The organism is Rhizobium etli 8C-3 (assembly GCF_001908375.1).
In the GTDB taxonomy this organism is placed as follows: domain Bacteria; phylum Pseudomonadota; class Alphaproteobacteria; order Rhizobiales; family Rhizobiaceae; genus Rhizobium; species Rhizobium etli_B.
In genome coordinates, this window is sequence record NZ_CP017244.1 from 436,018 (window position 1) to 450,212 (window position 14,195).

13 protein-coding genes, 2 pseudogenes and 1 riboswitch are annotated in these 14,195 nt (G+C 59.0%); of the genes and pseudogenes, 10 read left to right on the forward strand and 5 right to left on the reverse strand.

Translation table 11 applies throughout. The features are described from left to right. Positions 1 to 31 precede the first annotated feature (31 nt). Positions 32 to 727, reverse strand: coding sequence for a GntR family transcriptional regulator (locus AM571_RS26950; protein WP_081377216.1), 696 nt, complete (start codon positions 725 to 727; stop codon positions 32 to 34). A 143-nt stretch (positions 728 to 870) separates the two neighbouring features. Here AM571_RS26950 and AM571_RS26955 point away from each other — a divergent pair. The 5 genes and pseudogenes from AM571_RS26955 to AM571_RS26975 all read left to right on the forward strand — a co-directional run bounded on the left by AM571_RS26955 (position 871) and on the right by AM571_RS26975 (position 6,185). Next, positions 871 to 1,874, forward strand: a pseudogene (locus AM571_RS26955) (ABC transporter substrate-binding protein). Positions 1,875 to 1,949: 75 nt separating this feature from the next. After that, a complete protein-coding gene (locus AM571_RS26960; RefSeq protein ID WP_081377217.1) occupies positions 1,950 to 2,768 on the forward strand; it encodes an ABC transporter ATP-binding protein in 819 nt (272 codons plus the stop codon). 6 nt (positions 2,769 to 2,774) lie between these two features. Continuing rightward, on the forward strand, positions 2,775 to 3,647 hold the full coding sequence (locus AM571_RS26965; RefSeq protein WP_074064091.1) for an ABC transporter permease: 873 nt from the start codon (positions 2,775 to 2,777) through the stop codon (positions 3,645 to 3,647). 55 nt (positions 3,648 to 3,702) lie between these two features. After that, a complete protein-coding gene (araD, locus tag AM571_RS26970) occupies positions 3,703 to 5,439 on the forward strand; it encodes an L-arabinonate dehydratase (RefSeq protein WP_074064092.1) in 1,737 nt (578 codons plus the stop codon). A gap of 20 nt (positions 5,440 to 5,459) precedes the next feature. Further along, positions 5,460 to 6,185, forward strand: coding sequence for a ribonuclease activity regulator RraA (locus AM571_RS26975; protein WP_074064093.1), 726 nt, complete (start codon positions 5,460 to 5,462; stop codon positions 6,183 to 6,185). Positions 6,186 to 6,293: 108 nt separating this feature from the next. On the opposite strand, the gene AM571_RS26980 is transcribed toward AM571_RS26975, so the two are convergent. Next, entirely contained in the window at positions 6,294 to 6,743 is a 450-nt protein-coding gene (locus AM571_RS26980) for a DoxX family protein (protein WP_074064094.1), read from the reverse strand. A gap of 242 nt (positions 6,744 to 6,985) precedes the next feature. Then, on the reverse strand, positions 6,986 to 7,315 hold the full coding sequence (locus AM571_RS37790; protein WP_074065598.1) for a hypothetical protein: 330 nt from the start codon (positions 7,313 to 7,315) through the stop codon (positions 6,986 to 6,988). A gap of 347 nt (positions 7,316 to 7,662) precedes the next feature. On the opposite strand from AM571_RS37790, the gene AM571_RS26990 reads away from it, so the two are divergent. From AM571_RS26990 to AM571_RS27010, 5 genes are all read left to right on the forward strand, one after another. Beyond that, positions 7,663 to 8,532 carry a hypothetical protein gene (locus AM571_RS26990; RefSeq protein ID WP_074064095.1) on the forward strand — a complete coding sequence of 290 codons (870 nt, stop codon included), beginning with the start codon at positions 7,663 to 7,665 and terminating at the stop codon, positions 8,530 to 8,532. Between the two features lie 620 nt (positions 8,533 to 9,152). Then, positions 9,153 to 10,886 (forward strand): sensor histidine kinase, encoded by a 1,734-nt coding sequence (locus tag AM571_RS26995; protein ID WP_074064096.1) that lies wholly within the window; start codon positions 9,153 to 9,155, stop codon positions 10,884 to 10,886. A 277-nt stretch (positions 10,887 to 11,163) separates the two neighbouring features. After that, complete coding sequence (locus tag AM571_RS27000; RefSeq protein ID WP_074064097.1) at positions 11,164 to 11,466, forward strand: hypothetical protein; 303 nt, start codon at positions 11,164 to 11,166, stop codon at positions 11,464 to 11,466. Positions 11,467 to 11,538: 72 nt separating this feature from the next. Next, positions 11,539 to 11,820, forward strand: a complete 282-nt coding sequence (locus tag AM571_RS27005) for a hypothetical protein (RefSeq protein WP_074064098.1) — start codon at positions 11,539 to 11,541, stop codon at positions 11,818 to 11,820. A gap of 51 nt (positions 11,821 to 11,871) precedes the next feature. Further along, positions 11,872 to 12,156: a hypothetical protein gene (locus AM571_RS27010; protein ID WP_074064099.1), complete on the forward strand. Its 285-nt coding sequence runs from the start codon at positions 11,872 to 11,874 to the stop codon at positions 12,154 to 12,156. Between the two features lie 111 nt (positions 12,157 to 12,267). On the opposite strand, the gene ribB is transcribed toward AM571_RS27010, so the two are convergent. Beyond that, positions 12,268 to 12,894 (reverse strand): 3,4-dihydroxy-2-butanone-4-phosphate synthase, encoded by a 627-nt coding sequence (gene ribB, locus AM571_RS27015; protein WP_074064100.1) that lies wholly within the window; start codon positions 12,892 to 12,894, stop codon positions 12,268 to 12,270. A 114-nt stretch (positions 12,895 to 13,008) separates the two neighbouring features. Beyond that, positions 13,009 to 13,153: riboswitch (FMN riboswitch) on the reverse strand. 107 nt (positions 13,154 to 13,260) lie between these two features. After that, a pseudogene (locus AM571_RS27020) lies at positions 13,261 to 14,044 on the reverse strand (glucose 1-dehydrogenase). Positions 14,045 to 14,195: the final 151 nt, after the last annotated feature.

The following is a 14,195-nucleotide window of genomic DNA, read 5'->3' on the forward strand; positions in this document are numbered from 1 at the left end:
TCATCATCTCCTTCCACAGAAAAGCGACCTTTCAAAAGAAGTGAGCATGTGCCTCGCGAATAGCGTCGACGGTGGCGAGCGTGCCTGTGAGGTGGCGGCGTACCGCTTCCTGTGCCCGCGGGACATTCCTGTCTCGAATATTGTCCATAATTTCCCGGTGCGAACACAAGATCGTGCCGGCTTTACCGGGATCCATCAAGTTGAGCTTGCGAAGCCGATCGATATGCCCGGATCGCGACTGGACCAGGGCCCAGAGGTCCGCAACTCCGGCGCCTTCGAACATGGTTTGATGAAACTGGCGATCGAGAAGCGCAAAGCGTGCGAGGTCGTCATCCACGTTAAGCGCCGTTTCCTGAAGCGCCACCAGGCGATCGGCTTGTTTGATGACGGCCTCAGGCTGGTTTTCCGTTAGATACCGCACGACTTCCAGCTCGAGAGAGAGCCGCAGGAACTGCGTCTCGCGCGCCTGACGCAAATCGATGCGGGTGACCTCTGTGCGGGACTGCGGATAGACCACGACGAGGCCTTCTGCCTCCAGCATCTGCAGAGCGTCACGCACCGGTGTCTGGCTGACGCCGTAGGCCAGGGCGATCTCGCTGCGCGACAGATGCATGCCTGGAGGCAGATCGAGCGAGATGATGCGAGCGCGCAGCACGTCGTAGAGCTGGCGCGATGTCGAGGTGCGTTTGAGCGCGATTGTCGGGGAAAGATCGTTCAGAGCGTCCATGAAACCTCACTTCGACGCGCATTATAGCCGCTACGGAGCGCCATCTCAAACTAATATATTAACATAGTTGACCAACTGATATTTTAGTGTTTCACTCAGTTGGTGCTGGGAGGCACGTTTCGTAATTTCAGTGGGAGGATAGGATGTCGAGACTTTTTGGTGCTTTCGCGATCGCAGCCGTTATTGCGGCCACGCTTCCGGCTTCGGCTCAGGAAAAGACGGCGATCTCCATCACACGGCAACCTGGTATTCTGTACCTTGCCAGTCACGTGATGGAGACGCAAAAGCTCATCGAAAAACAGGCTGCGAAGGAGGGTCTCGACGGCCTCAGCATCGAATGGCGAACCTTCAGCGGCGGAGGGGCGCAGACCGATGCATTGCTCGCGGGCAATGTCGATATCGTCAACACCGGGTCGGGAAACCTACTTCTGCTTTGGGATCGCACGAAAGGCCGGGTAAAGGGCATCATTCCGAGCTCTGCGCAGCCGGTCATCATGGTCTCCAATGATCCCAAGATCAAATCGCTCGATGATATTGGTGCGAGCGACAAGATCGCCGTTCCTACGGTCGGCGTCTCGACCCAGGCGATTTTGCTGCAAATGGCCGCTGCCGCAAAATACGGGGAAGACCAGGTCCGCAAGCTCGACAGCAACACTGTACAGCTTGGCCATCCGGATGCAGTCGCGGCCATCGCCAACCCCAATCATGAAGTCAAGAACCATTTCTCAGCACCGCCCTTCCAGTACATCGAGCTGAAACAGCCGGGCGTGCATCGCGTCACGGACTCGCGCGAAATCATCGGAGGTTCCCTCACGCAGGCGACGTTCTTCACAACGACCGGGTTTGCCGAAAGCAATCCCGTTATCATCAAGGCAGTGCGTGAGGCAACCAAGCAGGCAGTGGCTACATCAAGAACGATCCAAAGGGCGCCCTTGAAGCCTATAAAACGATCACCGGTGACAAAACGTCGATCGACGATCTTATGGCGATCATGAACGAGCCGGGCTTCATCGACGACTATCGGACCGAGCCGCAGGGCACGATGAAGTTCGCGACGCATTTGAACAAGATCGGCACGCTGAAGATGCAGCCGAAAGCATGGACCGACTATTACCTGCCTGAATCCGCCGACCTCAACGGCAACTGAGCAGCATCCGTCCGGCAGACGACAGGCAGCCGTCTGCCGGATGAGCCCGACCCTTTTTCATGTGAGGACTAGTCAATGCTCCAGTCCGCAGCAACTGTTTCACCAGCGCATCAGGCAATTGCGCAAGCGGCTGAACCACTCTTGAGCGTCGAGAAGGTCACCCTGCGCTACAAGACGCCCAATCTCCTGGTCACCGCCACCGAACAAGTCAGCTTCAGCGTCCGGAAATCAGATCGGTTCGTGCTTCTCGGTCCATCGGGCTGCGGTAAATCGACGCTGCTGAAGGCAGTGGGCGGATACATGAAGCCCGTCAGTGGCTCCATCCGCATCAGTGGGCGGACGGTGACGAAACCGGGTCCGGATCGCATGATGGTGTTTCAGGAATTCGATCAGCTGATGCCCTGGAAGACCGTTCTGGAGAACGTGATGTTTCCGCTGCTGGTTGCGCGCAAGCTGCTGCCAAGAGAGGCGGAGGAAATCGCCCGCTCCTACATCGACAAGGTGAAGCTGACGCGCGCCGTCGACAGTTTTCCCCATACCCTTTCTGGCGGGATGAAACAGCGCGTCGCCATTGCGCGCGGCATGGCGATGCAACCCGACATCCTGCTGATGGATGAACCTTTCGCGGCGCTCGACGCGCTGACGCGCCGCCAGATGCAGGATGAACTGCTTCAGCTTTGGGATGATACAAAGTTTACCGTTATCTTCGTTACCCATTCGATCGCTGAAGCGATCAAGATCTCCAACCGTATCCTGCTTCTGTCACCCCACCCTGGGCGTGTCAAAGCGGAAGTCGTGGATGTCGACAAAGCTTCCAACGAGAACGGAACCGCAGCTGCACTTGAACGGGATATCCACGATCTTCTGTTCTGCGAACCTGGCCATCGGGAGTAAGCCACCATGAACGCACCAAGGATCCTGCTGGCTGAAGAAAGTGCAAACATGCGCCCGGCCTATGCCAACATCGCCGCGGTCGAGCAGAAGCTCGGGCCAGTTGAGCTCATCTGGGGTATCGGCGCTGTCCGAAAGGCACTGCTGATTATCGTACTTGCGCTCCTGTGGCAGGTCTATGCCACTTACCTGGACAACCCGCTTCTGTTTCCGACCCTCACCGACACATTGGTGACGCTCGTCGATCGATTTGCCGATGGCACGCTTCTGGCGCGCATCTGGACCACCTTGAAGATCCTGTTGATGGGATATGCGGCGGGAACGATTCTGGCGGCCATCCTCACCGTGCTGGCAATCAACACGCGCATCGGCACGGATTTCCTGGAGACGATGACCGCCATGTTCAACCCACTTCCGGCCATTTCACTTCTGCCGCTGGCGCTCATCTGGTTCGGCCTCGGCGCCTCCAGTCTCGTCTTCGTGCTCGTGCATTCCGTGCTCTGGGCTGTGGCGCTGAACACTCATTCCGGCTTTCTCGGAGTTTCCCGCACCCTGCGCATGGTTGGCGCCAATTACGGCTTGTCCGGCTTCTCCTACGTCGCTCGCATTCTCATCCCGGCTGCGTTTCCCTCGATCCTCACGGGTCTTAAGATCGGCTGGGCCTTCGCCTGGCGCACACTGATTGCCGCCGAACTCGTCTTCGGCGTCTCCTCCGGCCAGGGCGGTCTTGGCTGGTTCATCTTCGAAAACCGCAACCTTCTCGACATTCCGGCCGTCTTCGCCGGATTGCTGACGGTCATCGTCATCGGTCTGGTGGTCGAAAACCTGGTCTTCCAGACGATCGAACGCCACACCATCCAGAAATGGGGCATGAAGGAATGAAGTCAGCTTTCTTGTCTGGGTTCGCCTCCGTTCATCATGCTTTTCGGACAGTACCATGAAAAAACGCAAGACCTACGAGCAGCTCCGCTCCGCCCGCTGGATGGTCCCCGATGATCAAAGGTCCTTCGGCCACAGATCGCGCACCATGCAGATGGGCTACGATCCCACCGACTGGGAGGGACGCCCGATCATCGCCATCCTCAACACCTGGTCGGATGCGCAGCCCTGCCACATGCACTTCAAAGACCGAGTGGAATGGGTCAAGCGCGGCGTGCTGCAGGCCGGAGGTTTTCCGATGGAGCTTCCAGCGCTGTCACTGTCCGAAAATTTCGTCAAGCCAACGACAATGCTCTACCGCAATATGCTGGCGATGGAGAGCGAGGAATTGCTGCGCTCCCATCCCATCGATGGCGCGGTGCTCATGGGCGGCTGCGACAAGACCACTCCAGGCCTGGTGATGGGAGCGCTCAGCATGGGACTTCCCTTTATCTTCCTGCCGGCCGGGCCGATGTTGCGCGGCAACTGGGCGGGCAAGCATCTGGGCTCAGGCACCGACGGCTTCAAATTCTGGGACGAACGCCGCGCCGGGACGATTTCCAAGGAAGAATGGCAAGGGATCGAAGGAGGCATTGCCCGTTCCCATGGCCACTGCATGACCATGGGGACTGCATCGACAATGACGGCAATTGCCGAGGCCATGGGACTGACGCTTCCTGGCGCCTCTTCCATCCCCGCCGCCGATGCGGGCCACCAGCGCATGTCGGCCCAATGCGGCCGGCGCATCGTCGATATGGTCTGGGAGGACTTGACGCCGGACATGATCGTCACGGCGGCAGCCGTGGAGAATGCAGTGACCGTGGCGATGGCGACCGGCTGTTCCACGAATGCCATTATTCATCTGATCGCCATGGCGCGCCGCGCCGGGATCCCGCTGGAACTGGACGATCTCGACCGCATTGGGCGCAAAACGCCCGTCATTGCCAATATCCGGCCATCGGGTGACACGTACCTCATGGAGGATTTCTACTACGCCGGTGGTCTGCGGGCGCTGATGAAGCAATTGGGCGGCAAGCTCAACTCGTCGGCGATCACCGTTAGCGGCAAACCGCTTACGCAGGGCCTCGACTTGGTAAAGGTCTGGAACGACGACGTCATCCGTCCGCTGTCGAACCCGGTCTATCACGAGGGATCGCTCGCTGTCCTCAAGGGCAATCTCAGTCCCGACGGCGCGGTGATCAAGCCCGCTGCCTGCGACCCGAAATTCCATCGCCATAAAGGTCCGGCTCTCGTGGCTGATAGCTACGCCGAACTGAAGACGATCATCGACGATCCCGAATATCCTTTGACGCCGGAGACCGTTCTCGTCTTGCGCAACGCCGGCCCGCAGGGGGGGCCCGGAATGCCTGAGTGGGGGATGATTCCCATGCCCAAGGCGCTGTTGAAGCTCGGTCTGCGAGACATGGTACGACTGTCGGATGCGCGCATGTCCGGTACATCTTTCGGCGCCTGTGTGCTTCATGTGGCACCGGAAGCCTATGTCGGAGGCCCGCTGGCGCTTTTGAAGACTGGCGACATCGTCGAGCTCGATATCCCCAACCGCAGCTTGAACATGCTCGTGTCGGATGAAGAAATTTCCCTTCGCCGACAGTCGTGGAAGCCACCGGCTCCACGCTATGGCCGCGGCTACGGTTTCCTGTTCTCCAAACACATCGAACAGGCCGACAAGGGCTGCGATTTCGATTTCCTTAAGACCGAATTCGGCCCTCAGGTCGATGAACCAGCGATCAACTGATCCTTCAGCCGGAGATGTTAATGACCGAATACGCTCTTTCCGACGAAACCCGCGCAAAATTGATGAAGTCGTCGACGGCCTCTGTTGCCACAGCGCTTTACAAACGCGGCCTGCGCAACCAGTTCATCCAGAATGTCGGGCCGGTCGCCTGGAAGGGCAAGAACATGGTCGGACAGGCCTTCACCCTTCGCTACATCCCGGCGCGCGAAGATCGCAATCCCATCACCGTTTTCCGCAATGCAAACCACCCGCAGCGTGTCGCGGTTGAAACCTGCCCGCCTGGTTGGGTGCTTGTCATGGACAGCAGGAAAGATCCGCGGGCCGCATCGGCAGGCTCCATCCTCGTCACAAGGCTTGCGATGCGCGGTTGCGCCGGCGTCGTATCTGACGGAGGCTTTCGCGACGCCGAAGGCATCGCCAAGTTGGACATGCCGGCTTACCATCAGCGCCCGTCGGCGCCGACCAATCTAACCCTCCACGAAGCGCTCGACATCAACGTGCCGATTTGCTGCGGCGACGCGCCCGTTTTCCCCGGCGACGTACTCGTCGGCGATGGTGACGGCGTCATGATCATTCCAGCGCATTTGGCAGACGAGATCGCCGAGGAATGCACCGGCATGGAAAGCTTCGAGGAGTTTGTTCTCGAACAGGTCCAAGACGGCGCTGCTGTGATAGGCCTTTATCCGCCAACGACAGACAAAGCGCAAAACGACTATGCCCGATGGCGAAAAAAGACCGGGCGCTGAGCCCGCTCTTTTCTCCGCCCTCGTCTCATCCGGTTGCGAATGTCGCACTCACAAGCGAACCGCGGTGGCGCCGTGCCCGCTTCCCGAGACAGTTACAGGGCTTCGGATTCAGATCTGCTTGCCGAGTTTGGCGTCCACAGACTGCGAATTGGATCCACGAACCGCGAAGAACAGGAAAATGGCAGTCCAGAGGATCGATTTTTCCGCCCCACCGAAGCCTTCACCTCGCACGACGCCATGGAAATACACAGTAACCAGAAGCACGATCATTGCAGCGAAAGCGGCTGGCCGCGTGAAGAGCCCGACTGCGATCAAAATGCCGCCGAAGAATTCGGTTGCCGCAAGCAATGGCGACCAGAACAAACCGGGATAGAAGCCGAGACCTTCCACCATGCCGACAGCTCCGAACGGATTGAGGATCTTGCCGTAGCCGTGGGTCACCAGCAGTCCGCCGGCGATGACACGCAGAGCCGTTTCAGCGATGGTGTTAAACGGCATGTAAATTCTCTGAAGTGCCGGCACCATCGGGCGGGGTCGGCTGTCGGCAAAATCTGTCATAGGGTCACCTTTCCGTTCATTGCGATGCAACACATCTGCCGTGAAACCGGGCCAATAGCCAAGTCCGACGAGGTTGAAATATGACCAATCAAGTTAACAATGACGTGATTTTGACGTCACCATAACGAGCGGGGGTGCGAAGCGGGCTGGCGCTGCATAAAGGTCCGGAAACAAAGACCGCGCCACTCCTGACGGTGGCGCGGTTTTTGCATCCTCTTACGAGAGCTTCCTGGAGGCCGCTCTTATATTTCGGGGCATCCACGCGCAAATACCATCCGTGCCGGACCATGGCGCCTAAAGCCTTGGACCACGACGCTGCGTGGTGAGACACGAACGATACGCGCCCGACGAAGACCTGCGTCGCGCGCACTGTCGAGCGCATCGTCCGGGTCGCATGCCCGGCGGGTCGGCCTATAGCGGCGATCGAAATACCGGTCCCGATGGCGGTCGCGGTCGTAGATCCCAACCCCGCCTGGACCTAATTGCAGTTCCAGTTCCTGCGCGACGGCAAAGGAGTGGCTGATCGCAATGCAACCGAGTGCGGCAATACCGATCAAAGCCGACTTGAGAATATAGCATAAAATGCCTCTCTTCAGTTCTTCAACATGCAAATCCGGTGAGAAACAGACCAAGGAAACTCTTGCTCCGCCGCGCGGACAAAGACCGGCCCCTCGTCAAGCCGGACCTCTCCCGGTCGGTCCTGCATCTCAGCGCGCGGTGCCGCCGTCTAGGCCCTCTCCATGTCATCGTCACGGAAGGACCAAAAGCCTCGGAGACAGGTAGCAACGCTGCCGCACTCCAATGAATCCACAAAGCCTAGGAATTCGCCGCGAGCGGGTCGAGCGTCGAAGGTAAATCTGACCGCAGCCGTCGAACCGCGCAGCCCGTTACAGCGTTTCGAGGAAAAGTCGAACGCATCATGTCGAACCGCCGACAACATCAGACGCCCGAAGGCGCCTTCAAAGAGAAGATCGGGGAAACGACCTCGTTCCCCTACGACCGACTGACAGTCGAGCGTTTCCGTGCGGCTTTTCCCCGGGCGCGATGGAATGATGACCTCAAGGCATGGTTCGTTCCCGGCAAAACTGCCGCTCGCCGGATCGCCCGCTGGCGCGCGCGCGAGGCAACGCAGGTCGAAGCCTATGGGGACGAGAAGGGACGCGACGCCTTCCAGTTTGATCCGATCGAAAGTCCATATCTGGAGGTCGGGGAGGCGGGCTTGCGGGTCCGGACGCCCTATTCACGGACTGTCGTCGATCAGCTACGCGAAATTCCCTGGGCCCATTGGGACAGCGATCTTAGGGTCTGGCATGTGCCCTTCCGGTCGTTCGACGCCCTCCGGCGGCGATGGGCGACGATCGAGGCGGCGGCCCGGCGAAACGAGCCCGAAGAAAGAAGGCGCCGGGCTGAAGAGCGAAAGGGCACCGAAGACGACAGACGCGCCCGACGTCGCTCGGCGGAGCGAAAGCGTCATCGTTATCTGCTGGCGTGCAACGACCTGCCGCCGTTGCAGCGGCCGGTGGCGACCGAACAGTACGGCGTCATCGTCTTCACGGAGATCACCGGCGAACTCGTCGAGCCAGATACCGTTGCGGATTTCTATCCCGGCGCGACGAAAGACCACGTCTGGGGACTATGGCGGACGCCGACGCTGGACGAACTGATCCACACATGGCCCGCGAAGCCGGTTTCAGAAAACCGGAGGCGAGAATGGTGGCTTCCGAGCATCGATGAGCTGAGGTCCGCCCGAAGGCTTGCGCGCTCCCGTGAACGGCGCAGACGAAAGTAGTCGAGGGCGCGTTTGATGCGCGAGTGCGAAGGTCTGCCCGCGTGCACGGCGAGAGAACCAGGTACCTGCTCAAAGGCCTGTTCGAAATATCTTCCCGGACCACTGGGAATGGTTCGACGCATTGAGGCGCGATGACCAGCACGTCGGATGGGCGATTGGAGGCCTTTATTTACATGGTCGCGCCCAGGCGCATCGCGCCAGTTTCCGTTCGACACCGCTTCAGGTCTGCGACCCCGATTTCAATCGGCCCATGCTTCATGGATGCAGGATCTTCATCGGCTGCCGACATTTAGGCCCTGCAGCATGCGGTACGCGCTGGGTTTCGGGTGCGAGAAAGTGCGGTTTGAATGCACTGCAGCTTCGAGCGCCGCAAGTCGTCTCTTTGTGCAGCAATCAGTTCGCATTGACCGTGCGCGACGCTGATTGATCGCGACTTTTTTCGCAAGCGCTTCCCATCTCCGTTTGCTTAGCCAAGGGCGTCTTATTCATGGCCCCCGTTCACGTTCTGAGTTCGAGGGCGATCCAGTGTAGGAACGTCAGACATGGATAGTCATGCCTGAATAGTCATGCTATCGAAACGCGAGTGGGGAACGGATCGACAAGATCCAAAGGGCGGTGGAATGAGACTGAAGCTCGTTGCAGTCGCGGTTGCGGCGCTAGCGCCAGTTGTCGCGATGCTCGTCTATAACGAATTGGAGACACGCCTTCAGCGCAACGAGGAAATCAGGGGCAACGCTGCGCAGGCCGCGCGGCTGGCGGCTTCCGAAGTCGAACGGATCATCGAAGGACTGCATGGTCTTCTCGTCGCCGTTGCCTCAATGCCCGCAATCCAGGACCTCGACGCGGCTGCTTGCGACCGGGCTCTTCGGTCGGTAGCCTCGAGCGTGTCCAATATTCGCACGATTTTTGTGACCGACTTGTCGGGGCATCCTGTCTGCGGCAGCGTCGAGCCGCCAAGTGGCGTCCGGTTCGCGGATCGGGACTACTTCAGGCAAGCTCTTGCCTCAGGCAGGTTTGTGGTCGGCACCTACACCGACAGCCGGATGTCGAAGGGTGCAGTCCTTCCGGTAGCGATGCCGCTGATGAAGGGGGGGATCGCCCAACGTGTGCTGGTGACGGGCCTGCGCTTGGAGTGGCTGCAGGACAGGATCGCAGAACGCGGCGTGGAGGGTGGCAACGCCATAACGATTGCCGACAGCAACGGGACGATATTGGCACACGTGCCAAATCCCGGCCGCTTTGTCGGCACCGCCATCCCTGCTGCCTTTCGACACCTGATCTATGCGGGTTTTCCAGGTATCATCGAGGTTAAAGGACAGGACGGAATCGTACGGATCCTGGGATATCGCCCGATCGAGCTTCCAAACAACCCGCTTTACATTGACGCAAGCATCTCGAAGGAGGAGGCATTCGCACCGATCAACCGAGCGACGGAAGTCAACGCGCTGTCCATCATCGGCGGCGCACTGCTCGCCTTCCTGGCCGCCGTCCTCATAGGCAACCGGTTCATCGTGAGACCGATCCACCACATCGCTCGCGTGATGGGAGACTGGCGCGCCGGCAGGACCGACGTACGCACGCGGATGGATCCCGCCAAGGATGATCTTGGTGCCGTGGGAGCCACATTGGACAGTCTCCTTGACGAACTGGACACCCGGCACCGGCAAGCTAAGGAGGCAGAGGACGAAAGAGACCTGCTGTCACGGGAGATGGCCCACAGAGTCAAGAACGGCTACGCTTTGGTGCAGGCGATCGCCCGACAGAGTTTTGCGAAGAGCGATCCTTCCCGTTATGCCGTGTTCTCCGAAAGGCTGACGGCGCTGGCAGGTGCCTATGATCTTATTCTCACAAGAGAGGCCCATTCGGCGGATATGTCCGAGACGATCCGAAAGTCCCTGCGCCCCCACCACGAGGTCGTTGCCAGCCGAGTGGAGGTAACGGGTCCACAGGTTTCTCTACCGGCGGAACTCACGCTGGCCCTGTCGCTGGTTGTGCACGAGCTCGGCACGAACGCGATGAAATACGGCGCACTGAGTACGGACGAGGGCCGGATTGCCGTAGACTGGACGCTCAAGGACCGGCGGGTTCAACTGACTTGGCAGGAAACAGGGGGGCCAAAGGTCACTCAGCCAATCGCTAGAGGATTCGGCTCGGTACTCATCGAAAAAGCCTTCCCGGCGAAATATCAGGCAAAAAGCCTTTCCACTTACGGGACCAGCGGCCTGATCTTTGAACTTGCATTTTCTCTGCCGGCAGAACCGGCGGATGATCTTCCGGTAACGACTTTCCAGGTTCCCCGCGCAGAAGGCAAGGATGGCGCATTCGAGAATCCGCGCCGAGCGGGCCACAATTGAAAAAAGCTACTGCTCAAACGAACCGCTGACGGCACGCAATCGCGTCCGTATGCAGGTTGTTTGCAGGCCCACCTGACGCAGATGTCGTGTCCTCTGAACATCTACGCCGCATTTCCTTTGCGGCCCGATTGCGAGTCGGGTGTATTTTAGCATGTTCGGAAGATTTCATTTGCTTTGCTTCCAGTGGCAGCGCATGGTTCCGGCTTCCAGCAGTCATCATCACGGGCGCTGCTGTTTGAGGGCGCCATGCCCTTGCCCCGACCGAAAGGAGGACCTGATGTCTTCCGAAATTTCTACGAAATATCTGACGAGCCAAGACCTCGGTATGTTGCAGCAGGTGCTGAGTGATGCTGGCTATACAGACGACATTCTTCTCGAACCGCCTCGACCCTTCAATACAGCAGCCAGGCTGATGATCCGCCTCTTTCAGCAGGGAATGACGGATGCCACCGACCTCGCCAATGAACTTGATCGGCAATTCGGGAAGTCTCGGAAAATGGGGACGGCTTTTGCAGGTTCACCGCTTCATCGTTTCGCGATCCAAGGTCTTCCGACGGAACTCCGTTCCATTGTTCATTAACGCCCTGCCCATGGGTGAGGATCGATCGTGCGGGTGGCAGATGGAGTGCTTCGATTGACGAGGAAGTGAACGATGTTTGAAGGCTTCAGAAGGGAAGTGGACGATCGGCAAGCTGAAAAACTAGGCGCGCTTGCGCCAAAAACCGGGAAGTTGCTGGGTGACAATCCGTTTGTTCCCCAAGCGGATCCGGTTCGCTACGGGCTTTGGAGAGAGGCCTACTTTAAGGCCCAGATTGAGATCGACGGCTTTAAGCACTACCCCCGCATCGCTCCGGAGCAGGCGCTCCTGAAATCAAAATCGGATGATGCCGGCTTTGATCGCCGTTCGCTGATCACCGGTACAGGCAAGCTCTGAAGGACGGTCGAGCCGGTCCGGAGACAACCTTCCTTCGATTGAGGAGAGTAAATGTCGCTAAAAATGCGCCCGAACATGCCACCGTTCGTCACCAATGAGAACGGCCATATCCCGATGACCGACATTGCGTCGAACTGGCTGGTGATCGTAACGCGCGAGGCGATGGAGCGAATAGCGTCGCCGCCCGACGCGTCGCTGGAGCGCCTGCTGGCTTATGCCGACACATTCGGCGAGGTCGCCACATATAAAATGGAGCATGGCCGCGCCGGCGAAGAGGAAACCATCTGGGTTCAAAGCGCCGATGTTGTCGAATGGCAAAGTTCACAATCCATGTAAGTTCCTTTGATTGTGCGCATCGAAGGACGCTTCGCCCGTCCTTCGATGCGCCGATTCAAACTGCTTCGGGAGGAAGGCCGCCAACCCCTGGAAAAGGCGACCAACCGTATTTCAGGCCGCCTTAACGGGAACATTCGCTACCTTGTAGGCGATCAAGTCTTCGATGGTGATCAGATGGAGGCCATGCCGTTCAGAAAACCGTTTGAGTTCGGGAAGCCGTGCCATCGTGCCATCATCGTTGGCCACCTCGCAGATCACCCCGGATGGGGACAGACCGGCGAGCTTGGCAAGATCCACTGCTGCTTCGGTGTGGCCGGGGCGGGAAAGAACGCCATTCGGATGGGCCCGAAGCGGAAAGATATGACCTGGCCGGGCAAAATCCTCGGGACGAGAGCCTTTTCTGACAAGTGCTTGAACCGTGGCAGCCCTGTCGGCGGCCGATATGCCGGTCGTCGTTTCTGGAACGTAGTCCACGGAGACGGTGAAGGCGGTCTCGAGCGCCTCGGTGTTGCGTGGAACCATCAACGGAATATCGAGCTCGTCGAGCCTGTCGCCTTCCATCGCAACGCAGACAAGACCACGGGCGTGGTTCATCATGAACGCGATTGCTTGCGGAGTGACGGCCTCCGACGCGATCACGAGATCGCCTTCGTTTTCCCGGTCACGATCATCGACAACGACGACGATCTCGCCCCGCGCAATAGCGGCGATCGCATCGTCGATTCTGGAAATTGCCATTTTCTTGCCTTTCAAGGGTTAGCCGTTGTGAGCGGCGTGCATGGCCTGTCAAGCCACCATTTTCCCTTGGGCGAACAAGCATAGGAAACACCGCGCATGGGGCGGCGTCCGCTGCATTGATCTCTTCCATCCGGACTGTAACCGTCGGCTCCGGCATCTCACCGGATCTGCTGACCCTCCGCATCCACGAAGGCGCTCGCGGGCTCCGAGTTGCCTCGATACCGCCGGTGGGGAATTGCACCCCGCCCTGAGAACGCGTGTAACATAGAGGATCGGGGCCGGGTTCTGCAAGAGGCTGCCGTGCCGCTGGCCCATCGAGATCCTGTTTTTCGCGGTGAACGCACTGTTCCTTGTTGTCGAATAAAGCTACGACATGATCAGGCCGCCATCGACGTTGATCGTCTGGCCGGTGATGTAGGCAGCATCGTCGCTGGCAAGGAAGGTGACGAGACCGGCAACATCCTCGCCAGATCCTGCCCGCTTCATTGGAATCCCTTCGACCCACTCTTTCATCAAGTTGTCCGGGGCCGTAGTTGCCGAGGAGTTTGCCCCACGCCTGATCGTTATAGGCCCACATGTCGGTTTCGATGATACCGGGACAGAAGGCATTTACGGTAATGTTTTCGGTCGCGACTTCCTTGGCAAGGCTTTGGGTGATCCCGACGACGCCCATTTTTGAAGCGGCGTAGTGCGGTGTATAGATGAAGCCGTCGCGCGCTTGGCCTGAGGCGGTGTTGATGATGCGGCCGCCGCGTCCATGCCTGCGCATGCGCAGAATTGCTTCCTGCGCGCACAGGAAGACGCCCTTGGTGTTGACGGCCATGACCCTGTCCCACTCGGCTTCTGTCATGTCTTCGATGCGGGCGATTGTGATGACGCCGGCGTTCTGGATCGATACGTCGACAGTACCGTAAGCTTTCTCCGCCGCGTCATAGAGAGCCCGCACGCTGGCTCTGTCGGTGACGTCTCCGACGAAGGAGATAGCATTGCCGGCATCGATTTTGATTTGCTCGGCGACCGTATGGACCAACTCTTCATTTGCCGAGACCACGAGATTGGCGCCTTCTGCGGCGAAGCGCTTGGCGATCGCAGCGCCGATTCCGCGGCTGCCTCCGGTGATGACGACAGTCTTGTTTTCGAAGCGTTTCATTCTCTCTCTCTTCCTTCCCGTTGCCAGGTGATATCGGGCCCGTCGGCCGCAGAGCCGGCATCATGCTGCCTTCAAGCGCAGTCGCCCCTGGCTCTGGCATCAGTGCTGTGGAACGCGCGACGTCGCAAGGGCCGAGGATTTTACCAAGCAT